Source organism: Ramlibacter lithotrophicus, from assembly GCF_012184415.1.
GTDB classification, from domain to species: domain Bacteria; phylum Pseudomonadota; class Gammaproteobacteria; order Burkholderiales; family Burkholderiaceae_C; genus Ramlibacter; species Ramlibacter lithotrophicus.
Genome location: NZ_VTOX01000003.1, coordinates 1 through 21,471 on the forward strand (window position 1 = coordinate 1; position 21,471 = coordinate 21,471).

Sequence of the window (21,471 nt, forward strand, 5' to 3'; positions counted from 1 at the left end):
AGTTCTCGCAAGCCTTCGCCACGCCCACGCGAGCGGCTGCCAATGCCACAGCACCAATGCGCAACTCACGCAGCACAAGACTGACGCTGAATGGGCTACGTTCAACATGTGTTCCCTGGCTGCTTACTCATCACCTGCATGGACCTCTCATGAAACTCGCTGTCATTCATGTCAACGCCGAGAAGTACTCGGGCCTCTACACCCAACTGATCGACGCTAACTTCCGTCGCGTCAAGGCCGACACCACCGAATTGCGGCATCTGTACGTGCAGCGGCTGCGTCGTGCTACCGACACCGTGTTTGCTTATCCAACGCTGCTCAACAAATTGGATGTGCTCGAACAGGTCGCCGTTGCGCGCGAAGAGGGCGCTGATGCTGTTTTGGTGGCGTGCTCTGGTGATCCAGGGGTGGCCGAAGCGCGGACGTTGCTGGACGTGCCGGTAGTCGGACCAATGGAGGCTGCGCTGCACCTGGCCGCGAACTACGGACGCAAGGTAGGCATAGTTACCGTGCAGGACCGCACGTGGGTGGAATACTGCGAGGCGCTGACGGACGCCAGCGGCTTGGCTGGCCGGCTCGCGGGCGTTCGCTCGATCAGCATCCCATCCAGCCAAGCCTTCACTGACGGATTCACGCAGCCGCAGTCCATCGCCACCGAGGTCGCGGCGCAAGCGCGCAAGCTCGTTGAGGAAGATGGTGCCAACGCTATCGTCATCGGCAGTGCCGGACTCAGTGTGATGTCCAGCGCTGCCGGACTGGCGGCGGTGCCAGAAACGGGTGTGCCGATCTTCGACTGCCTGAGCGCTGGCCTGAAGGTGGCCGAGCTGCGTGCGGCACTGCAGCAGCGTCTGGGTGTGCCACCGTACAGCCGAATCGGATGGGGCGAGCGCCTTCCTGACGGCGACATTGCCAGGTTGCGCAAGCTCTTCGGTCTGAGTACCGGCACAGCCGGCACGGCCTGAGGTGGGCGCTCTCAACAATTGGATCCGGAGTACGCATGTCCACCCTCCCCATCACCTCCTTGCTTGACGAAGACGAGCTCGCCCTTCAGCACGCGGTGCGTCGCTTCATGCTGCAGGAGGTCGAGCCGTTATCAGAAAAAATGGAGCGTGAGGGGCAGCCGCCGCGCGAGCTGTTCCGCAAGCTGGGCGACATGGGCTTTCTGGGCTCGTTCCTGCCCGAGGAATACGGCGGCGGCGGCATGTCGATCGCCACGCGCGCGATCATCAGCGAGGAGACTGCCCGCGTGAACGCGGGACTGGATATCTCGCTCTTTGCTGACATCGTCCTCTTCGCTCGCGCGGTAGCCGCCTACGGCACGCATGAGCAGAAGCTGAAGTACCTAGTGCCTGTGCTGACGGGAGAGAAGGTCGGCTCGATGGCCATCACAGAGACCAAGGGGGGGTCGAACGCACTGGGGGCGCGAACCACGGCGCGTCCGGTAGGTCAGGACTGGGTCATCAACGGAACCAAGACCTTTATCACCAATGCTCCCATCGCCGACTTCATTCTCGTTCTGACTCGCACCAGCGGCGCTGAGCGTGAGCTGGAAGGCGGCACCTGGTTCATTGTTGAACGAGGCACGCCAGGCATGGAGACAGGCAAGCCCTTCGACAAGCTGGGTATGCGCAGTTCGCCCACCTCGGAGGTGTTTCTGCAAGACGCGCGGGTCGGCGCCGAACAGGTGCTGGGCGAAGTAGGCCAAGGCTTCCATTATCTGCTGCGCTCACTGGACGTGGAGCGCGTCCTCGAAGGTGCATCCACCATCGGCATCGCTCAGGCTTGCCTGGACGTCGCCGCCAAGTATGCACTTGAGCGGGAGGTGTTCGGCAAGCGGATCTCGCAGTACCAACTGATTCAGGAAAAGATCGCTGCCATGGAGTCCGGGATCGAGCTGTCGCGCACGATGCTGGTTCGTCTGCTGCGTGCCATTGACCGGGGCGAAAAGGTGACCCGCGAGGCGGCGATCCTCAAGCTGTATTCCTCGCAAATGACCGTGCAGGCCGCCAGTGACTCGGTGCAGATCCTGGGCGGTTACGGTTACGTGGAAGACAACAAGGTCGCCCGCTTCTTCCGTGACGCCAAGCATCACGAAATCGGCGCCGGCACCACCGAGATCCAGAAGATCATCATTTCGCGCGAGGCACTGCGCCGCTATGGCTGATGCCACGCATGCCTTGTTCAGGCTGCGCACCCCCCAGGGCGTTCCGGCCGCCTCGCTTCGGGATGTCCTGGAGCCGCAGCGGCAGACATATCCGACACGCGTGGCGCTGTTCGAGGAGGCGCAGCCACTCACCTATGGCCAGCTGGCCGGCGGGGTGGCCGGCGTGGCCCAGGCGCTGCTGGCCGGTGGCATCGTCGCCGGCGACCGCGTTGCCATGCTGATGCCAAACGGCGCAGCCTTTCTCGAATGCTTCTTCGGCATCACCGCCGTCGGCGCCATCGTGGTGCCGCTGAACACTCGGCTACACCCCAATGAGCATGCCGGCCTGCTGCGCGACTGCCGGCCGCGTCTGCTCGTTGCCCACGGCGATTATCAGGAATCAATCGACGCGGTCCGCGCCGCCTTGCCTCAAGTGAGCGTGGTGGTGCATGGTGCGGCGCCGGCGTGCATGGCGTTGCGGCAGTATGAGCAGTGGCGAGTTGCGGATGCCACGTTGCCGCCAGTCTTCGTGGACGCTGCGCAGCCCGCGGCGCTGCTCTACACCAGCGGCACCACGTCCTCGCCGAAGGGCGTGGTGCTCACGCACGGCAACTACCTGTCCATGATCGCCCAGTTGCTCGATGAGCTACACCTGACACCGGACAGCGTCAACCTGCAACTGAGTCCGCTGTACCACGCGGCCTCGATCCACACGCTGATGCATCTGGCCGTAGGCGGCGCCACGGTACTGCAGTCGCGCTTCGAGCCGGCGCAGGTGATGGCAGCTGTGGAGCGCCACCGCGTCACCTATTTCTTCGCGGTGCCAACCATGCTCTACCAGTTGCTCGACCACCCGGACCGCGAGCACTACGACCTCAGCTCGCTGCGCTGCATCTCGTACGGTGCTGCCGCCATCACCGGCGCACGGTTGGAGCAGGCGCAGGTCTTCTTCGGCAACAAGCTACTGCACGCCTACGGCATGACGGAGACGACCTCGCATGCGTCGGTGCTGGGGCCCGACGGTCATCAGGTGGCGCAAGGCTCCATCGGGCGCGGCTTGGCTGGCGTGGCATTGCGCGTAGTTGATGACGAGGACCGTGACGTTGCACCGGGCGAAGTCGGCGAGATACTGGTGCGTGGCCCCAACGTCATGCACGGGTATTGGGAACGCCCGGAGGAAACGGCTAGGGCGCTGGCCGGCGGCTGGATGCACACCGGCGACCTGGCCCGCGTCGATCCACGCGGCTACCTGTTCATCGTCGACCGCAAGAAAGACATGATCATCAGCGGAGGCGTCAACGTCTACCCGCGCGAAGCCGAGGAAGTGCTGGCCCGCCATCCCGCTGTGGCCGAGGTTGCTGTCTATGGCGTGGCCGACCAGCTGTGGGGTGAGGCGCTGGCCGCCACAGTAGTGCTCAAACCCGGTGCCCAGGCCAATCCGTCGGAGCTGATCGAATTTGCCCGCGGCCAGCTGGCCGGCTTCAAACTGCCCAAGCAGGTGCAGATGGCTGGTGAATTGCCCAAGACTGGTAGCGGCAAGGTGCAAAAGACTGTGCTGCGCCTGCGCCACGCGGCCACCCCCCGTCCTGAGAAGCTGTGAACGAAGCGAAATTCGCCGGGGGAATGCCGCGCCGGCGTATTCATCGAGGTTCGGGTAAGCAGATGTCGCGTTTGCAGCCGGCTCACGGCTTCGCATCGGTCACGGCCGGTCTGGGCGGTTCCGTTGTCGGCCTATGGGGCGGCATCGCGAGGCGTCATTCCCCTTCATATCGCGAACGCGAAGTTCAGGGATCGCATGCGCATGAGGTTGTGTGCCAGGGCATGCCACAGCGCGACGGCGCGCGCCTTGCGCAACCCACGCACGTTGAGCTGCTGCAATCCTTGCCTTCGCAGCTGGGCATTGACGTATTCAACTGTGGCGCCACGCTGGACGTACAGGTCCTTGCCCCAAGCAGTTCACATCAGCTATCGCCACTGGACCTGCGCCGGGGTGTTGTCTGGTGTGGGCTGCAGACAGTCGATGGCGGGATTGCGGCTCCTGGGCGGCGGCACGACCGGCTGCGTGCCGCGCTCGGTGAGTTCGTTGATGGCTTCGGGTGTGGTGAAACCTCCATCGGCCTGCCAGTGACCGGGAGTGCAGTCGTAGCGTTGCCGGAGTGCTTCGTGCATTGGAGCCATGAGTTCCATATCGCTGCCGGTGTTGACCACTTCCACACAGGAAATGAGGTGCGTCTCGGCGTCCACGGTCAGTTGCACGTTGTATGCAGGCCGGAAGCCTCGATCGCCCATCTTCATGACGCGCGCTTCGGCGTCCGTGGTACTCACCCTCGGTTCGGCGGGCGCCTTGGGTTTGCTGCTGCCAGCGCCGGAACCGTCGTCCTTCTTGCCGCGCCGCTTGGACGGGTTGGGTTGCTTGGCGGGCTTGATCTTCTTCATGACGTCCAGCGCGTTGACCAAGCGCTGCTGCCGATCCCGGGCGGCGCGCTCGCGGGCAGCTTGCTTGCGCCGCGTACTCGCCCCCGCGTCTTCTTCCAGCTCCTGCTTAAGAGCCTGAACCTGCCCCTCCGCCTGCGCGTGCAGTCGTGCGAGCTTGTCCTGCCTGCGGAAGCTGGCAGCCTTGTTCGAAGCGCGCACACGCATGCCGTCCTGGGAGACGATGTCCAGCTTGACCAGTTGCTAGTCCATCAGGGAGAGGATCGGTGCCGTCGGATGCGCATCGAGCCAGGCTTCCTGGCTGGTGCGAAAGTCCGACAGGCTATGGTGATTGACGCCCACGCCCACGCCCACGCCCACGCAGATGCAGATGCAGATGCAGCGGTAGGCGTCGTCTCGCTCGCACAGGCGAGGGAACTCACGAGCCGAGCCGACGCCCTCGATGGTGGTCAGCAGCCACAGCCCCACCAGCATGGCCGGGTCCATCGCCGGAGAGCCGCGGCCTCCCTGGACCGATTTGATTCGCGCGCACAACGGCTCAAGGTCCAGCGCCTGCACGAATGCCCAGACGCTGCGTCCCGGGTGATCCGTCGCCAACAGCGTGTCCAGATCGACGGCGCGCAATTCGATCCGATCGCCCTTCGGCGTCATAAAGCGAGCAGGAACTGGCATTGCAGCGGGTACTTCCCGTGGCGCACTCGCCGGCAGTTCCCCTCATCGAACAGGCCCACGCCCTTGTTCACCTGTCGAACCTTTGGTGCGGGCGCTCATCGCCTATCAACGGTTCAGCCGGCCATTTCGTTCAGAGGTTCCGAGTCCTCGAGCGTTCACTCCATTCAACCCACGGTATAGGCATGGGCATTTCCACCACTACCTCCTCCCCTGGCCCAGGTTCGTCGCCGCTGGGCGTGCTGGTCGTAGGTGCCAGCGGCGCGCTGGGCCAGGCCATCTGTGATCGGCTGGCCGACGACGGTTACCACCTGCTGGTCACCTACCGTAACAACTCTGCGGCTACCGAAGCGCTTCAACCGCGCTTGGCAGACCGCGTCACGGTTTCGACCGTGCAACTGGACTTGACCGACGAGGACTCGGTGGCGGCCGCGCGCGGATTCGTCGAGACGCGGGGCATGCCCTTGCACGGAGTGGTGTTTGCCTCTGGCGTGAATATCGAGCAGCCTTGGGTTGCCGACGCCTCGATGGCACAGTGGCGTGCTGTCGTTGAAACAGAACTGCTCGGTTTTGCCGCTCTGGCGCATCATTTCATCCCCCTACTTCGGGCAGCGGGCGGTGGTGCGGTCGTTTGCGTGTCTACCTTCGCCAACTATGCCCATCAACTGGGCGATGCGCTGTCGAGTGTACCCAAGGCTGGTGTCGAATCCCTGATGCGTTCGATTGCTCTGGAGTATGGCCGTTATGGCGTGCGTGCCAACGCCGTAGCGCCGGGCATCATCAACGCCGGCTTGGGTGCCGAGTTCCAGCGCAAGTTCCACACCCCTGAGGCCTGGGAGGGCATCCGCAAGAAGGTACCCATGCGCCGCTTCGGCGAGGCGGACGATATCGCCCGGGCGGTACGGTTCCTGATTTCCCCCGACTCTGGCTACATCACCGGCAATACGCTGATTGTCGATGGGGGCATGCATTTGTAGGCGCGTCGATCGCATCCCTCGATGTAGGGGTGACAACTGTTCCTATCCAGCGCAAGGCGGCCGGAGTGACGCGGCCGATCGCCAGCGCCCAATTTTCGAGGAGCCAAGAATCATGAGAATCCTGAATGCGTTGGTTGCCGTAGCCGTAACCGGCGCGCTGCCATTTGCCGCCGTTGGTCAGACCGCGGCAAACGCGCCGCTGAAGATCGGCGTGATGACTGACCTCAGCAGCCTGTACAGCCCGATTGGCGGCAAGGGCTCAGGCGTGGCAACGCGCATGGCTGTCGAGGATTTTGGCGGAAAGGTGCTTGGTCGCCCCATTGAGGTGGTGGTGGGCGACCATCAGAACAAGGTCGATGTCGCAACTGCGCTGGCCAAGCGCTGGGTAGATGTTGATGGTGTAAGAGCGTTCTCGGACGTGGCGGCTTCGTCCACCGCGATCGCGGTGCAGGCACAGGAACGCGATCGGCAGAAGGCGGTGGTGCTGATCTCAGGCGGCGGCGCGCGCCCGCTCGCCGATGAAGAGTGCTCGCCGGTGGGCACGCTATGGAGCTGGAACACCTACTCGGTGGGATCTTCGACCGCTAGGGCCCTTGTGGAGCGGGGAGCGAAGAAGTGGTTCTTCATCACCGCGGACTATGCGTTCGGGCATTCGCTGGAGAAGGCGGTTGGTGATGTCGTCAAAGCTTCGGGCGGCACGGTCGTCGGCTCCGTGCGACACCCGCTCAACTCGCCGGATTTTTCATCCTACCTGCTGCGGGCGCAAAGCTCCGGTGCCGATGTCATCGCGCTGGCCAATGCTGGCGGTGACATGATCAATGGCGTCAAGCAGGCGGGCGAGTTCGGCATCACTGAATCGGGCAAGAAACTGGCCACGTTGCTGACCTTTATTACAGATATCCACGGTATCGGCCTGAAGCAGGCCCAGGGCCTGACGTTGACGACTTCCTTCTACTGGAACCGTACGCCGGAGACGCGCGCTTGGTCTCAGCGCTTCTTCAAGCAGCAGGGTGCCATGCCGACGATGGTCCAGGCCAGCACCTATTCCAGTGTGCTTCACTACCTCAAAGCCGTGCAGGCTGCCGGCACCGATGAACCCAAGGCAGTGATGGCCAAGATGCGCGAGCTGCGCGTAAATGACAAGGTTTTCGCCGAGAACGGCTGGATCCGGGAGGACGGCATCATGATGCACGACTTCTACCTGGCGCAGGTGAAGAAGCCGGCCGAGTCCAAAGAGCCTTGGGATTATTACGACATCGTTGCAACGATACCGGCGGAAAAGGCTTTCTGGCCTTTGTCGGAGTCCAAATGCAAGATGGTCAAGAAGTGACTACGCTGGAGCAGACGATGGGGCTGAAGGAGATGTTCAGCCTGGGCGGCCAGGTAGCACTGGTCACCGGGGGGTCGCGCGGGCTGGGCCTGCAGATCGCCGAAGGCTTGGGCGAAATGGGGGCACGCGTAGCCATCACCGCTCGTCGTGCGGACGAACTGGACCGGGCGGTGGCCCACTTGGCCGAGTGCGGCGTGGAGGCATTTCCTGTGCGGTCCGACCTCTCTGCACCCGGCGCGGCCGGGCCTCTAGTAGATCAGGTGCTGGCGCACTTCGGCCGCATCGACATTTTGGTAAACAACGCAGGCGCGACATGGGGGGCGCCGGCCGAGGACTACCCGGCGGATGCCTGGCGTAAGGTGATGGGGTTGAACATGGATGCCGTGTTCTTTCTGACCCAGGAAGTGGGGCGGCGAGAGTTCATCCCGCGCCGCGCCGGAAAGGTTCTCAATGTCGGCTCCATCACAGGATTGGGCGGCAATCCGCCTGGACAGCAGATGTACACGATTGCCTATAACACCAGCAAGGGGGCGCTGCTGAACTTCACGCGGACCCTGGCTGCCGAATGGGGGCGTTACGGCATCAACGTCAATGCGGTCTGCCCGGGCTTCTTCTCGACCAAGATGACGCGGCAAACAGTTGATCGTCACGGGGAGGAAATGGTGGCGGCTACGCCGCTGGGGCGGTTAGGTGGCGACGAAGATCTCAAGGGCGCCGCAGCGTTCCTGGTCTCCGACGCTGCGCGCCATATCACCGGTCAGTTCTTGGCAGTCGATGGGGGTGTCAGCGCCTGCTGATGCTGCTTCTCAGAGCACGAAGATGGGTAGCGTGCCTCTTTTGGAAAGAGAGAGTAAGGATGAGTAAACAAGGTCAGGCCGTGGCCTTAGTCACTGGTGGGGCGGGCGCCCTTGGTGCCGTCACCGGTGCCACACTTGCCCGGCGCGGTGATGCTGTGTACCTGCTGGATGCGGATGGTGCACGCGCTGAGGCTGTCGCATCAAAGATGGCGCGCCAGGGACTGAGCGTGAGGGGACGTGCATTGGATGTCACGCGTGCCGAGGACTGCAACGCGGTGATGGCCGAGATCGCAGCGGAACATGGAGCCATCGACACGCTGGTCAACATGGCGGGTGTGGTACGCAATGCGGCTTTCAGCCGTATCACCGATGAAGATTTCGACTTGACGTTCAAGACGCACGTGTCCGGCACGATGCACTGCATGAGAGCAGTTGGCGCCGTGATGCGTGATCGGCAGTACGGCCGTATTGTCAATATCAGCTCGATCGCGTCGCTCGGCTCTGTCGGTGGCGCAGCCTATGGTGCGGCCAAAGGAGCGATCGAGGCCATGTCGCGTACCGCCGCAATCGAATGGGCAACGCGCGGGATTACCGTCAACTGTGTGGCGCCCGGCCTGATTGCTGCCGGCATGACATTAGGCGTGCCCAAGGAGTTCCAAGACGCAGGGATCGCCAGGACCCCGATGAAGCGCAACGGTGCTGCGGAGGAGGTTGCTCATGCGATCGCGTTCTTCGCTTCACGAGAGGCGAGTTTCATCACGGGACAAACGTTGTTTGTTTGTGGCGGAATATCGATCGGATTTTGACGCCGTTATAAACAAAGCACCAATACAAAACCGAGTTTCAGTCACGCCAACACGCTGTTCACGCGGCGTCGAACGTGTCTGCGGGAAGCCAGGGCAGCGGCCGCGCCAGAACCGGCGCTGCTGCCGGTGCGGCTCGAGCCGCAGGAGACGCCTATCACAGCGGGCGGGCTCATTGAGCCGAGATCGCGGAAGCGAAGCTGCGCCGTGAACCTGGAAGACATTTGAATTCTTGGCCAGATCGAGGCCGACTGTCGTAATCTGCATGGTGGACGCTCCTTCCGGTACGAGTGGTCGATGACACGTTCACTCTGGCACATCAATGCCGTCATCGGCGGCGCCCATCCCATTTTTTACATTCCATGACGGCCACGAGATTGATTGACGCAAGGCACCGGTTGGCCCGTCACGGCACGTCGACAATGTCCTGGTCCGGATCGTCGTGCGGCCGGGCTGGGTGGGGCGAGCGAAGCGGCTCGCCGTGCACCGGGACCGCCCGCGCGAGAAATTCGATGACGGCGTTGGCGAAGATGTCGTTGCGATCGCCGGCCACCATATGGGCCGCCCCGGTGACGCTGATGTATTCCGCTGTCGGGCACAGCTTCAGGAAAGCCTGCGCGCCTTGTTCGCTCAGCAGGTCCGACAGACCGCCGCGCACCAGCAGGGTCGGCAGGTCCAGATTCGCCGCGCAGGTTTCGAGGCGCTTGGTGCGCTGTTCGACGTTGCGCGTGGCAACGCGAAACAGCGGATCCCAGTGCCAGTGGAACTTGCCGTCGGCGCCCAGCCGCACGTTTTTGGCTAGGCCATCGAGATTGCGCCGGCGCCTGCGGTGCGGCTGGTAAGACGCGATCGCCTGCGCTACCTCCTCGAGCGAATCGAAGCCTTCCGGCTTCAGATTCATGAAAGCCTGGATGTTCTTGACGCCCTCGGATTCGATGTTGGGTGCGATGTCCACCAGCACCAGCGCCGTCGCATCGACATGCTGCTCACCGACGGCGACCAGGCTGGTGCCGCCCCCCATCGAGGCTCCCACAAGCACCGGACGGCGATTGCCCAGGGCTGCGACGACGCATTCGAGGTCCCGCACCATCACATCCTGCCCGTAGTGGCCGTCCGGCGCCCAGTCGCTGTCGCCATGGCCCCGCGCATCGAAGGCAACGGCACAATAACCGGCTGCACCCAGTGCTTCGCCGGCGCCCTTCCAGGCGTGGCGTGTCTGGCCGCCGCCGTGCTGCAGCAGAACCAGCGGCCCGTCCCGGGGACCCCACGAATCGCCGGCGATGCGGATGCCGCCAGAGCCCCGCCAGTAATGCATCGGCTCGGGGGTTCCCGGCAAGCGGGCGTTGCGGGCGTTAATAAAGTTCATGAATTCGAATCCTTTCAAAAATCGTTGTGGCGCGCCAGCCTCGCCAGGCGACGCGCAACAGCAGCCCCTGCGAACGCTGTGAGCCCTTGGCCCCCCGTGGCCGACGCCTACGCGGGCGGGCAGTGTTACTGCCTGTCGCTGTCGAAGCTCGGTCGCTCACATCATCACGGAATCCGACCTGGACGGCGCGACGAACACATGCACCCGCCCTAAGGCCACAGGCGCATCCGGATCTTGCTGCCAGCAACGAATTCCGACCGCCGCGACGCGCTTGCCGACGCGATGCATCTCACAGCGTGCGAACAAATCCAAAGGCCCGGCCGAACTCAGGTAGTCGATAGAGAAGTCCACCAGCTTGGGCGGCCTGTCCTCGTCATGAAGAACATAGGTCGCGGTCAAGGCGGCGACCTGCATGAAGGTCGCAACAACGCCGCCATGGTACGCAGGCAAGGTGACGTTACCTATCAAGCGCGCGTCGAACGGAAGGTGAAACACCACCGCGCCCGTCCCGTCGACCTGAGCGAGGCGAATGCCGAGGTGGCGCGCATAGGGCAGCGCGGCCAGCGTCGAGGAAATTCTGTCGCGTGTCGGTACATCGACGCCCTCGCCTGCCGCCTTCTTGCTCATGACCTCCGTCCTCCCGCAAACCTGGTGATGTCGGGCGCCTTGGCAGAACTGGACGAGAGCATGAACGTACCCACAGCGATGGCAGCCACCCGGCGCTGGGGGCCGCTCAGCAGCTCGCAACGCGCAAAAGCGACGGGTTTGGTCAATCGGTAACACTCGGCCACGGCGATCAGGTCGGCATCCATCGTGGCAGGCGACAGGTGGTCGATGCGCATGTCCAGTGTGGCAATGGGCACGAAACGCCCCAGCGCACGAAAAACCGCCAGGCCGCAGGCCGAGTCGGCGAGGCTGAACATCACGCCCGGAAAGAAGAAGCTTGCCCCCGCATCCCCTGCAAGAAAAGCTTTAGCGGGCAGGCTCATGCGGGTCTTGCCGTCGGCGGCAAGGTCTTCCAGGCGCATCCCGATGTCGCGCCCATGCGGCATGTGCTGCGCGAACAGGCGCGCCAGTTCCTCGATGGACAAGACGGGATTCGGCGAGTCGTTCACGTTCTGCAGGACCCAGTAGAACACGTCGATTTTGTGCTTGATGCCCGCGCGCGAACCGCTGCGGTCCACTGAGCGATCTTGTCTTCCCAGAACACCATTGTCTCCGTATCAGATTAGAATTAGATCGGCCCACGACCCAATCGCCGCTCGAATTGAGGAGCGCGGCTGCGGTCCTGCGATACCGCTGATCGCAGAGCCGGCGCAACTGGGATTGCGTCCACGACGGCAGGACAGGTCCGTCAAGAGGAAGGCGCTGGCGCCTCGCGAGGCTTGGCCACAAGCAGGCTGCACGGCGATCGGTCCAGCAGGGAATGTCCAACCGAGCCGTGCCACCATCGATCGATCGCAGAGCGCCGGTGGTGCCCCACGATGACGAGGTCGGCGCCGATTGCGCTGGCGAACAAACCGATGGCTTCGGCCGGCTCTTCCCATATTTTTACGGCGCCAACCGCATCCAGGCCGGCCTGGCGCAGCAGCGCAAGCCCTTCTTCAAGCACGTCGCCGATGCCGGCTTGCGCGTTCTCCAAATAGTTGTCGGGCAGCGGTCCGGCCGCCAGCGCCAGTGCGGGGGGCGGTGGAACTACCGCCAGCAAATGACAGCGAGCGTTGAGACGGCTCGCGAGATCGACCCCCTCCCTGAGCGCGTCGCGGCATTCAGGGCTCCCGTCATAGGCAAAGACGATGGTCTGGAACATGATCAACTCTCCCTTTCAGCGTGCCGGTCGCATCCACATTGCCGGCAGGATGCCCACCCAGAAAACGATAGCCACCAGCGCGAAGCCGTCGCCATAAGCCTGACTCTGCGCCTGGGCGGCAACCATCTGGCCCAGGTAGTTCAGAGCCCCAGCGGATGCCTGGGTCACGGGCACCCCCCACGAGCTATCCAACCCGGCGACCCGACTGACGAGTTCCAGTGTGGTCCCGTTGCCTGCGGTCTGGGTCACCGCCAACGTGTCCGCATGGAAGGCAAAGCGCACCTCCGTCGTGGCAGCCAGCAGGCTGACGCCAAACGCACCGCCCAACTGGCGCACGAAGTTGATGGTTCCGGTGCCTTGGGCCAGCATGCCGGGTGGCAGCACCGACAGTGCGCCTGCGTTCAATGCCGGCATCATCACGCCGAGGCCGACGCGGCCGAGCAGAACGAGTAATGCCATGCGCCAGAAGCCAGTGTCTGCATTCACGTCGTACATCAGCATGTTGGAAAGCCCGAAGACGAACAATCCCGTGCCGACCATGATGTACGCCGGAAATCGGTCCGTCAGCCGTCCGGCGATGGGAAAAACGAGACCCAGAATCAGCCCGCCCGGAATCAGGAGCTCACCCGCGAGCGTCGGCGTGTAGCCCTGGACGGTCTGCACGAACAATGGCACCAGATAGGAGGAGCCGAAGATGCCGGCCCCGAAGATCAGTGCCACCAGTGTCGCCGCGGCGTACCGCGAAACACTGAAGACCGCGAGATTGACCAGCGGCTGCGCATTCTTTAGTTCCCAGACGATGAAGGCGAGCATGAGAAGGACGCCGAGGCTCGACAGCCCAACAATGAGGTTCGAGTCCCATCCGGCGCGCTGGCCGTTGGCCACTGCATAAAGAGATACCACCAGGAACAGCGTGAGCAGCAACAGGCCGAAGAAATCGAAGCGCATCGGTTTGCCGTTGCCGAGGCGTCCGGGCAGAAACACCGAGCCCAGCAACATCCCGGCGACCGAGGTCGGCAGGCCCATGTAGAAGACCCAGCGCCAACTCAAGTTGTCGGTGAGCCAGCCACCCAGCGTGGGGCCGAGGGCCGGGGCCAGCACCACCGCGATGCCATAGATGCCCATCGCGCGCCCGCGCTCGTTCGGGAACACCCGGAAGATCATGATCATCGCCAAGGGCTGAACGATGCCGGCGGCGATGCCTTGGCCCACGCGCGCAAAGGTCAGCACATCTTCGTTGGGCGCCAGCCCGCCGGCGACCGAGGCGGCAGAAAACAGAGCGAGCGATGCGACGAAGGTGGCGCGCACACCGATTGCTTCGTTCAGCCATGCGTTGAGCAGCATGGACCCCGTCATCGCCGCGAGAAAGCCGGTGGACATCCATTGGACCTGGTCCTGCCCGATCCCGAAGACACCCATGATGTCGGGCAAGGCAACGTTCACGACGGTGGACGACAGGACCACCGTGATGGTGGCCATCATGGTGGTGGAAATCACCAGCCACCGGTAAGCCGGTCCGTAGCGCTCGAAATAGGGAGCGAGCCCGGCGTCAGCGCTGGAGGGTGTCAATCGATACCTCGACCATCATTCCGGGCTTGAGAAGCAAGCCCTCCTGGCGGACTGTCAAGCGGATCGGAATGCGCTGGGTGATCTTGGTGAAATTGCCCGAAGGGTTCGGGTTGGGCAATAGCGCGAACGTGCTGGTGGCACTGTTGCCGATCAGGCTCACCCGGCCTTCAAACGTTCGTCCGGGGTAGGCGTCGACACGGACCTGCGCAGGCTGGCAAAGCCGGATGTCGGCCAAGTCCGTTTCCTTGATGTTGGCTTCCACCCAGATGGCTTCGGGATCGTGCATCAGCAGCACGCGTTGCCCGGCGGCAAGATAATCGCCGGTATTGGCGAAGGTGCGGTCCACCACCCCATCGACGGGAGCGACCAACCGCAGGTCATGCACATCCAGACGCGAGAGCCGCAGTCGGGCCCGAAGAGCTTCGGCGTCCGCTCTCGCCCGCTGCGCTTGAGTTGCCAATGAATCAAGGCGCGCCGCGGCCTGCGCCTTCGCCAGCCGCGCTTGAGCGGCCCTGGCTTCGGATGTCAATCTTTGCTGCTCGCGCTGCGCAATCTTGTAAGCCGTCTCGCTGCGCTGCACGCGCTGTTCGGACACAAAATGCCGGTCTACCAGATCCCGGTCACGCAGGTAATCGGCCCGCGTGTTGGCCTCCTTCAGGCGTGCCTGCTCCTGCGCAAGCGCGACGGAGTCCAACTGGCTCCTCGCTTCGCTCACGGCAGCCTGGGTTGAAGCGCGCGTTTCCGCAATCAACTGCTCCAGGCGCAGGACCTCAGCCTCGGCACTTTGCAAGCTGGCCGCCTGGGCGCTCGCGGCCAGGCTGGCATTTTCGGCATAGATCTCGCCCAGCGTCTGGCCCCGACGGACCCTGTCGCCTTCCCCGACCGGGCGGGCCGCCAGCCAACCGGGTGAGCGGCTGGCCACTGCGATCATTTCGGAGGCGATACGCGCATCGGTCACATCCAGATGCGTCATCCGGTGCTGGACGAACCGGCCACCTATGACCAATGCTGCCACGGCGAGCACCGCAAGGAAGGTATGGCGCAGGCCCCGCCGGTCGGCCAGCGATTGTCTGAATTTTCGCAGCCGCTCAATCACGCAGCCTCCCGCGAGCCTGCGCCACCGAGCCCAGAGCCGGGCTTCGAGCGACAGCGTGCCGTTCTTGCACGCCAAAACCTCGGATTGGCGCGCGCTCCGGCTGGGCGGATGGCGACAAAGTCCTGGTCTGGGTGTGAGTCATGGGCGCAGCGCCTACGAAGGAGACGAGGCATCAGCGATTGCGGCTTGAAGCCAGATTGCGGCGCATCTTGGCTAGCGCGATCAGGACCGCTGCGGCCTCCTGTTTGTCGAGCCCGCGCATGACGTCGGCTTGGATCGCCGCGCCAACTTCTCTGATCGCAGCCAGATGTGGCGTCGCGGCAGCTGTCAGGAACATTCGATAAGCCCGTCTGTCTGCGGCATCGGCGTGACGCTCCACCAGTCCCGCTTCGGTCAATTGGTCGACCAAGCGGGCGAGTGTGATCGGCTGCACTTCCAGCATCTCTGCCAGGTCGATCTGGCGAACGCCCTGGTGGCGGGCCAGGTAAACGAGTGCCCGCGCCTGCGCCAGGGTGAGCGAGCTGCCATCCAGTCGCTTCTGGAAAGCCTGCCGCATCATCCGGGAAACGTCAGCCAGCAAGAAACCTAGAGTGTCTTGTTCCGATACCATGCACGGCATATAGTGTGGTATGCGTATTATTCGGTTGGGGCAAAGGCACTGTCAAGTGAAGGGTGTGCGGTCGATGAACCCCGTCCTTCCTCCCGAGTCGCTGGTGGGTCAGGAGCCGTTCACACGGCGGTCAGGGCAATGCGCCAGAACAGGAGTGCGGCGTACTCGTGACCGTCTGGGCCTTAGGTGCGGTGAACAGCGCTCGCAGGTAGCGGTAGCCGTTGATCCCGTTGACTTGGCATGTCCGCAGCAGCGAGCACAGGTTTGCACTGGCGTTGGCGCCGGCCACGGTGTCGGCGAAGGGGCAATTTCGCCTGCCGACGCAGAAGGAACGAATCGCGTTTTCCTGGACGTTGTTGTCGTTCACAGCATTGCCGTACCGTTGGGAGGAGCTGCGCGACGTCGGCGGCCGGGGCTCGGCTCCGAGCAGCCGGATCGCGTGCTTGCGGTGGTACCCCGTTGTGGCCACGAACTCGCCCAAGAACGCCCCTGGGTTCACTCAGTTGATTTCCCTTCTTTTGCGCTGGCCTGGTTAACCAGGCCAGCGCGCCGCTTTGTCCTCAGGCGGTAGCTGTCGCCGCGGATCGTGATGACATGGCTGTGGTGCAGCAGCCGGTCCAGAATTGCCGTGGCCACCACTGGGTCGCCGAAGACCCCTCCCCATTCCGAGACCGACCGGTTGCTGGTCACCAGCATCGAGCCGTGCTCATAGCGCCGGCTGACCAGCTGGAAGAACAGGTGGGCGGCGTTCGGCTCGAACGGCAAGTATCCGAGCTCGTCGACGATGAGCAGCTTGGGCTTGGAGAAGTGCAGCAGCTTGTCTTCGAGCCGCCCCTCGGCAAGCGCCCGCGCGAGCTGGGTGACCAAGCCGGTTGCCGGAACGAACAGGGTCGAGTACCTGTCACTTCTCACCGTTTTCAAGCCAATCCGTTTCCGGCATATTCAGGCCAGTCTGGGCCGCAAACGGGCATCTGGAGCGAGGGTTAAGCATGGCCGTTTTTTCGACGTGGTGGCAACCGGCTGGCGAGGCTTGGGCGCCACCGGCGAGAGCTTGGGCGCGCGGTAGGACTGGCCGTCCAGCACCATGCAGTAGGCGTTGTCCCGCAGGCGGTCCAGCGTGGCTGAGGCCAGCAGCCGGTTGGCCGGGAACGCCTGGTCCCATTCGGTGAAGTCCAGATTGCTCGTCACGATGGTGGCCGCCTGCTCGTAGCGCTCGGCGACCAGGTCGTGCAGGTCTTCGTCCGCCGGCGGTCGAAGCGGCTTGAGCCCGAAGTCGTCGACGATCAGCAGCGGCACGCGCGCAAGGCTCGCCAGCCGCCGCTCGTAGCTGCTGTCAATGCCGACGTTCTTCTCCCCACTTGGGGAGTATTCATCCGGCGGTGACACTTCGTGCTGAAAACGCCGGTGCTGCACGCCGACGAGACGCCGGTAGCCATGCTCGATCCCGGCTCGGGCAAGACCAAACGAACCTACGTGTGGGCATACGCCAGGGGCGAGTTCGACAGCCAGCGCGGCGTGATCTTCGAGTTCTGCCTAGGGCGAGGATCTCAGTACCCGACCTTGTTCCTGGACGGCGGCAGCGGCCCGCCCGGACGCGAGCAGCCGCCCTGGCGCGGCACGTTGCTGACCGACCAGTATTCGGTCTACGACTCGGTGCTCAGTGAGCGCACCTGCAGCGGGCGCATTGCCGCAGCGTGCGCCGCTCATGCGCGCAGGAAGTTCGAGGAGTTGATCAAGACGGGCACCAGTGAGGTGGCGCAGGAGGCGATCCGGCGCTTCGCGCTGATCTACCACGCCGAAGGGCAGTTCGCGGACCTGGATCACCAGCAGCGCCTTCAAGCGCGCACAGAGGTGACCAAGCCGAAGTGGGAGAACCTGCACGAGTGGTTGCGGCTTGAGCGCCGGCGCGTCGCCGACGGGGGCGCCACGGCCAAGGCCATCGATTACAGCCTGAATTGCTGGCCGGCGCTCACGCGCCACCTCCAAGACGGCGCTGTGTGCCTGGACAACAACTTCCTCGAGCGGCAGATCAAGCCTTGGCAGATGGGCCGGCGCGCCTGGCTCTTCGCAGGCAGCGAACTGGCCGGGCAGCGCGCTGCCGTGGTGATGAGCCTGGTGCAATCGGCCAGGATGAACGGACACGATCCGTGGCAGTACCTGCGCGACGTGCTCGCGCGCCTGCCCACTCACCTGAACTCTCGCATCGAGGAATTGCTGCCGGACCGCTGGCAGCCGAACTGACGAAGATGGGATTGATCACGCAGGCCGCATTGGTCCAGGCCGCCATCGACGTCAACGCAATGAGCCACGATCAAAAGGTGCGCTTGGCCGACGAGGTCTACGCGCAACAGCCCAACATGCTCGCCTCCATCCTGGTGCTGCCGCGCATGGGGGTCAGCATGGCGCAGCTCGAAGTGTCGCTGCACATCCTGCTGGTGACGTTCCAGGCCATGAAGCGAAGCGGTCGCACATGGCCGATCATCTCCGAGGCGATGCAGGAGACGTGCCTGCAGAGATTGACAGCTCGCGCACGATTCAACGACGGGCTGCCGGACCAACTTGCGACCAAGGTCGTCAAGCAATTCTACGACGAGCACCCCGAGCGCTACTTACTGGCGTTCGTCTATGGCTACTTGGGCGATCACGACCTTCTGAGCGTACGCACCGACGCCGAGAAGTTCCTACTGCTTGCCGCCCTCAACCTCGTGGACTGCGTCGCCTTCGTCACCCCCAAAACCTAGTCGGGTGACTGCGGTAGCCCGACATGGTCAAGATGGGATGGCTGGACGCTCACGATGCCGCACTCGATCGGACTCGTCAATTGGGCTGTGGCTACCAAGGGCTGTCAGATTTGACGCTATCGTCATCTCGGTCCCAGTCGTCCGAACTCTCCCTGGGATAGCGTGATGCTCTGTCAAGCCTCACTGCATGCGAGCGAAGGATGGCAATCGGCAGCCAGCCCTTCGAGCCGGATCCGTAGCGTGCGCGGCCATACGTCTTCTGTTGGTCGTCGCTGATGTGGCCCAAAAGGTGGGCAAGCTCTTCTGCTCCTACGCCCGCCTGCTTCAAATCAGAAGCCACCTGATTCCGAAATGCGTATGCCGAAACTGGCGGGCTCAGTTTTGGAAATGCCCGCTGACTCGCACGTCGCAACACGTTTTCTATTTGCTTGGGCGTAATGTGGCTGAACGGGGTGGCCAATCGAGTTCCACTGGGTTGCGCGAGATCGACCAGGATTGACGAAATAGCGTCAATTTCAAAGATTGCGCCGCGTGTTCTCACCTCTGCCTGTCCCAGCGATTTGTCGGATTCGACCGTCAACTCCAGCTTCCTGTCGGCAGTCATCCCGATATGTGCGCTCGCCACCTCGCAAGGCCTGCACCCAAGAAGAGCCATCAAGGCAAGCGCTTGGGGCATTTGAGGTATTTCAGTCCGGACCGCGGCCAGCAGCGTATCGCGCCATCCTGCAGACAACGCCCTCAAGCGCTGCACGCGTCCCTTTCTTTTCGGAAAGATCCCGTCGGGTGGTCCCGAGACTGAAAAACCGCGTGTCCGCAAGAATGCCGCCAACGTGTGGAAGCCAGAGTCCTGGGTTTCTTGAGTCCGCCGACTCTCTGCTTGCAGCACCTCTCGCTCAAATGCCTGCAGTTCCTTGAAGGCCTTCAGCAACGCGAGTTCGTCGAACCGCTCGATACTGACGAAGCACCGCTGCAGTCCATACCGGTACGCGGCCCGGGTGATCCGGACCGTGGAGCGACTGGCCATCGTGATGGCCTTCTCCCCGAGCACTTTGCAGTACAGCCGCCAATAGCGGCGGTGAGTCGCGCCCCCCTGCTCTGACCATCCACTTCGCAGCTGCCGCTGGGCGCTCTCCGCCTCCTTCAGCAGGGCCTGCCACGAGGACAAGTCGACCGGACTTGCTTGCTTGGGGTACGTTCTTCCTGTCAGGGAAACAGAAGGTACAGGTGCTGTTTCGCTGCTGGAGGAAACACTCTGGGGAGTACGACCGTCGTTCGGCAAGGTGGCGCCTCTTTACGTTGCTGAAAGAATCTGGCGGTGGTCAAGCCCCGGTTGGCGACGCAACTCAATGCCACGGCAGTCTGTGTCGCCAAGCCACCGCGAGGCTGCTCAGAGCACCAGTGCTGCAGTGCGTCTGCGGGGACAATCCCGGGGACAAATGTGGGGAAGACTGGGGAATGCAGGGGGCTGCGCACACGTAAGTCGTTGATGTATCTGCCCAAGCTTCCCCTGGCATCCCCGTTGAAGAGGTTCGAATCCTCTCACCCCGACCAGGAATCCAGGAAAGCCGCCAGGCCTCGCCCGGCGGCTTTTTTTCGCCCGGCTCACCTGGTCATGTACCCCATCCATGGCCAGTACGTGAGAGCGAACAGCACCAGCAGCGCCATGGCCGCCGCCGTCAGCGCGAGGCCGGTGCGGATGAAGTCGCGGGCGTCGAAGGTATCCGTGCCGTAGGCGATCATGTTCTGCGGCGCATTCACCGGCAGGATGAATCCGAAGCTCACGACGAACTGCAGCAGCATGGTCATGCCGATCACGTTGATGCCTGGCGTCTGCACCGTGGTGAGCACGCTGATCACGATCGGGATCATGGTCGACGCCAGGGCCGTCGCGCTGGCGAATCCCAGGTGGATCACGATCAGGAACATCGACAGCAGCATCAGGATGGCGAACGCGCTCGCCTGCTGCAGCCCCAGGCTGGTCACGATCAGGTTCGCCAGCCACGCCGCGGCGTTGGTGCGCAGCAGTGCCGTTCCGACGCTGATGCCCACCGCGAACAGGATCACCGTGCCCCACGGAAAGTCGCGCTGCGACTCCTTCCAGTTCATGACGCCCAGCCCCGGCAGCAACATCAGCGCGATGGCGGCGATGGTGGTCGACGAAGTGTCGAAGTCGTGCAGCACCTTCTCGGTGGACCAGAAGCCCAGCAGCGCCAGCACCAGCGCCAGCAGCTTCCATTCGCGCCGCGTCATCGGGCCGATGGCCTGCAGCTGCTGGCGGATGGCGGCCTGCCCGCCGGCGATCTCCTGCGTGTCGGGACGCATCATGCGCGTCATGATGAAGTAGAGCGCGATCGTGAGCAGGGCCGAGAACGGCGCGCCGGCGACGAACCACTCGGTCCAGGTGATGCCGGTGCCGAACTGCTTCTCCACGAAGCCGATCGCCACCATGTTCTGCGCCGCTGCGGTCTTGACGCCGACGTTCCAGACGCTGGCGGTCTGCGCCGCGGTGATCACCAGCAGCCCGGCGAAGCGGCTGCGCCGGTCGACCTTGAAGGCGAGTATGAAGCCCATCATGATCGGCATCAGGCAGGCAGTGCGCGCCGTCGTGCTCGGCACCACGAACGCCAGCAGGAAGCCGACCACGATCGCGCCGATGACGATGTGGTTGACCCGGGCGCGCGCGTCCACCTTGGACAGCACGACCAGCGCGAGGCGGCGGTCCAGGCCGGTGGCCGTCATCGCCGCGGCGATGAAGCAGGCGGCGGCGACCAGCGCCACGGCACTGCTGGAGAAGCCCCCGAGCGCGAGGTTGAGCGCAGCGCTGGTGCCCATGTCGCGGCCCGGCTTGGCCATGTCCGGCGCGAACGCCAGCAGGAACACCATCAGCGCGGCGATCACCAGCGAACTCACCGCGTAATCAAGCGCCTCGGTCATCCAGACGATGACCGCGAACGCCAGCACGCCGAGCATCACATGGCCGGCGACCGGCAGCCCCTGCGGGGTCGGCAGCCACAGGATCAGCAGCAAGGCGGCCACCGCGGCCGCGAGCCCGGTGCGTTTGACGAGGTTGCCGGCCGAGGGCGCGCTCGCCGCCGGCGCCGGCAGATGAACTGAAGGTGTGCTCATG

The 21,471-nt window shown here is 63.7% G+C and carries 18 protein-coding genes and 4 pseudogenes; 9 read left to right on the plus strand and 13 right to left on the minus strand.

All coding sequences use genetic code 11. From position 1 onward, the window contains the following. The first annotated feature begins 149 nt into the window (after positions 1-149). Genes RAMLITH_RS09840 through RAMLITH_RS09850 form a run of 3 tightly spaced genes read left to right on the plus strand, consistent with a single transcriptional unit; the run spans position 150 to position 3,743 of the window. Positions 150-962: an aspartate/glutamate racemase family protein gene (locus RAMLITH_RS09840; RefSeq protein ID WP_168107240.1), complete on the plus strand. Its 813-nt coding sequence runs from the start codon at positions 150-152 to the stop codon at positions 960-962. Positions 963-997: 35 nt separating this feature from the next. Continuing rightward, the gene (locus tag RAMLITH_RS09845) at positions 998-2,164 is read left to right on the plus strand and encodes an acyl-CoA dehydrogenase family protein (RefSeq protein WP_168107241.1); all 1,167 of its coding nucleotides are present in this window, start codon (positions 998-1,000) and stop codon (positions 2,162-2,164) included. Further along, entirely contained in the window at positions 2,157-3,743 is a 1,587-nt protein-coding gene (locus RAMLITH_RS09850; RefSeq protein WP_168107242.1) for a class I adenylate-forming enzyme family protein, read from the plus strand. The genes RAMLITH_RS09845 and RAMLITH_RS09850 overlap by 8 nt, the downstream gene beginning before the upstream one ends. A 164-nt stretch (positions 3,744-3,907) precedes the next feature. Here RAMLITH_RS09850 and RAMLITH_RS09855 read toward each other — a convergent pair. After that, positions 3,908-5,248 (minus strand): annotated as a pseudogene (locus RAMLITH_RS09855) (transposase). Between the two features lie 182 nt (positions 5,249-5,430). Here RAMLITH_RS09855 and RAMLITH_RS09860 point away from each other — a divergent pair. The 4 genes from RAMLITH_RS09860 (at position 5,431) to RAMLITH_RS09875 (ending at position 9,155) form a co-directional block, all read left to right on the plus strand. Then, complete coding sequence (locus tag RAMLITH_RS09860; RefSeq protein WP_168107243.1) at positions 5,431-6,222, plus strand: SDR family NAD(P)-dependent oxidoreductase; 792 nt, start codon at positions 5,431-5,433, stop codon at positions 6,220-6,222. 112 nt (positions 6,223-6,334) lie between these two features. Next, positions 6,335-7,552: an ABC transporter substrate-binding protein gene (locus tag RAMLITH_RS09865; RefSeq protein WP_168107244.1), complete on the plus strand. Its 1,218-nt coding sequence runs from the start codon at positions 6,335-6,337 to the stop codon at positions 7,550-7,552. 17 nt (positions 7,553-7,569) lie between these two features. Further along, entirely contained in the window at positions 7,570-8,349 is a 780-nt protein-coding gene (locus RAMLITH_RS09870) for an SDR family oxidoreductase (protein ID WP_168107716.1), read from the plus strand. A 59-nt stretch (positions 8,350-8,408) separates the two neighbouring features. After that, positions 8,409-9,155, plus strand: coding sequence for an SDR family NAD(P)-dependent oxidoreductase (locus RAMLITH_RS09875; protein ID WP_168107245.1), 747 nt, complete (start codon positions 8,409-8,411; stop codon positions 9,153-9,155). A 403-nt stretch (positions 9,156-9,558) separates the two neighbouring features. On the opposite strand, the gene RAMLITH_RS09880 is transcribed toward RAMLITH_RS09875, so the two are convergent. The 10 genes and pseudogenes from RAMLITH_RS09880 to RAMLITH_RS09925 all read right to left on the minus strand — a co-directional run. Continuing rightward, the gene (locus RAMLITH_RS09880) at positions 9,559-10,518 is read right to left on the minus strand and encodes an alpha/beta fold hydrolase (RefSeq protein WP_168107246.1); all 960 of its coding nucleotides are present in this window, start codon (positions 10,516-10,518) and stop codon (positions 9,559-9,561) included. A 156-nt stretch (positions 10,519-10,674) separates the two neighbouring features. After that, positions 10,675-11,145 carry a PaaI family thioesterase gene (locus RAMLITH_RS09885; RefSeq protein ID WP_168107247.1) on the minus strand — a complete coding sequence of 157 codons (471 nt, stop codon included), beginning with the start codon at positions 11,143-11,145 and terminating at the stop codon, positions 10,675-10,677. Further along, on the minus strand, positions 11,142-11,702 hold the full coding sequence (locus RAMLITH_RS26185) for a hotdog domain-containing protein (RefSeq protein ID WP_168107248.1): 561 nt from the start codon (positions 11,700-11,702) through the stop codon (positions 11,142-11,144). The genes RAMLITH_RS09885 and RAMLITH_RS26185 overlap by 4 nt, the downstream gene beginning before the upstream one ends. Positions 11,703-11,872: 170 nt before the next feature. Then, positions 11,873-12,328 (minus strand): universal stress protein, encoded by a 456-nt coding sequence (locus tag RAMLITH_RS09895; protein WP_168107249.1) that lies wholly within the window; start codon positions 12,326-12,328, stop codon positions 11,873-11,875. Between the two features lie 15 nt (positions 12,329-12,343). After that, the gene (locus RAMLITH_RS09900) at positions 12,344-13,825 is read right to left on the minus strand and encodes a DHA2 family efflux MFS transporter permease subunit (RefSeq protein ID WP_202883258.1); all 1,482 of its coding nucleotides are present in this window, start codon (positions 13,823-13,825) and stop codon (positions 12,344-12,346) included. 52 nt (positions 13,826-13,877) lie between these two features. Continuing rightward, positions 13,878-14,993 (minus strand): HlyD family secretion protein, encoded by a 1,116-nt coding sequence (locus RAMLITH_RS09905; RefSeq protein WP_168107250.1) that lies wholly within the window; start codon positions 14,991-14,993, stop codon positions 13,878-13,880. Between the two features lie 172 nt (positions 14,994-15,165). After that, positions 15,166-15,603, minus strand: a complete 438-nt coding sequence (locus RAMLITH_RS09910; protein WP_168107251.1) for a MarR family winged helix-turn-helix transcriptional regulator — start codon at positions 15,601-15,603, stop codon at positions 15,166-15,168. A 119-nt stretch (positions 15,604-15,722) separates the two neighbouring features. Further along, positions 15,723-15,964 (minus strand): annotated as a pseudogene (locus RAMLITH_RS25720) (transposase domain-containing protein); the annotation flags it as partial. Positions 15,965-16,098: 134 nt separating this feature from the next. After that, on the minus strand, positions 16,099-16,515 hold the full coding sequence (locus tag RAMLITH_RS09920) for an ATP-binding protein (protein WP_337786144.1): 417 nt from the start codon (positions 16,513-16,515) through the stop codon (positions 16,099-16,101). Between the two features lie 30 nt (positions 16,516-16,545). After that, positions 16,546-16,932, minus strand: a pseudogene (locus RAMLITH_RS09925) (ATP-binding protein); the annotation flags it as partial. Positions 16,933-16,992: 60 nt separating this feature from the next. On the opposite strand from RAMLITH_RS09925, the pseudogene tnpC reads away from it, so the two are divergent. Together tnpC and RAMLITH_RS09935 are read left to right on the plus strand one after the other, a co-directional pair. Continuing rightward, positions 16,993-17,844, plus strand: a pseudogene (tnpC, locus tag RAMLITH_RS09930) (IS66 family transposase); the annotation flags it as partial. Between the two features lie 5 nt (positions 17,845-17,849). After that, positions 17,850-18,344, plus strand: a complete 495-nt coding sequence (locus tag RAMLITH_RS09935; protein ID WP_168107254.1) for a hypothetical protein — start codon at positions 17,850-17,852, stop codon at positions 18,342-18,344. Positions 18,345-18,435: 91 nt separating this feature from the next. Here the strand turns inward: RAMLITH_RS09935 and RAMLITH_RS09940 are convergent, their stop codons facing one another. Then, positions 18,436-19,623, minus strand: coding sequence for a site-specific integrase (locus RAMLITH_RS09940; protein WP_168107255.1), 1,188 nt, complete (start codon positions 19,621-19,623; stop codon positions 18,436-18,438). Positions 19,624-19,946: 323 nt separating this feature from the next. Continuing rightward, on the minus strand, positions 19,947-21,470 hold the full coding sequence (locus RAMLITH_RS09945) for an SLC13 family permease (protein ID WP_168107256.1): 1,524 nt from the start codon (positions 21,468-21,470) through the stop codon (positions 19,947-19,949). Between the last annotated feature and the right edge of the window lies 1 nt (position 21,471).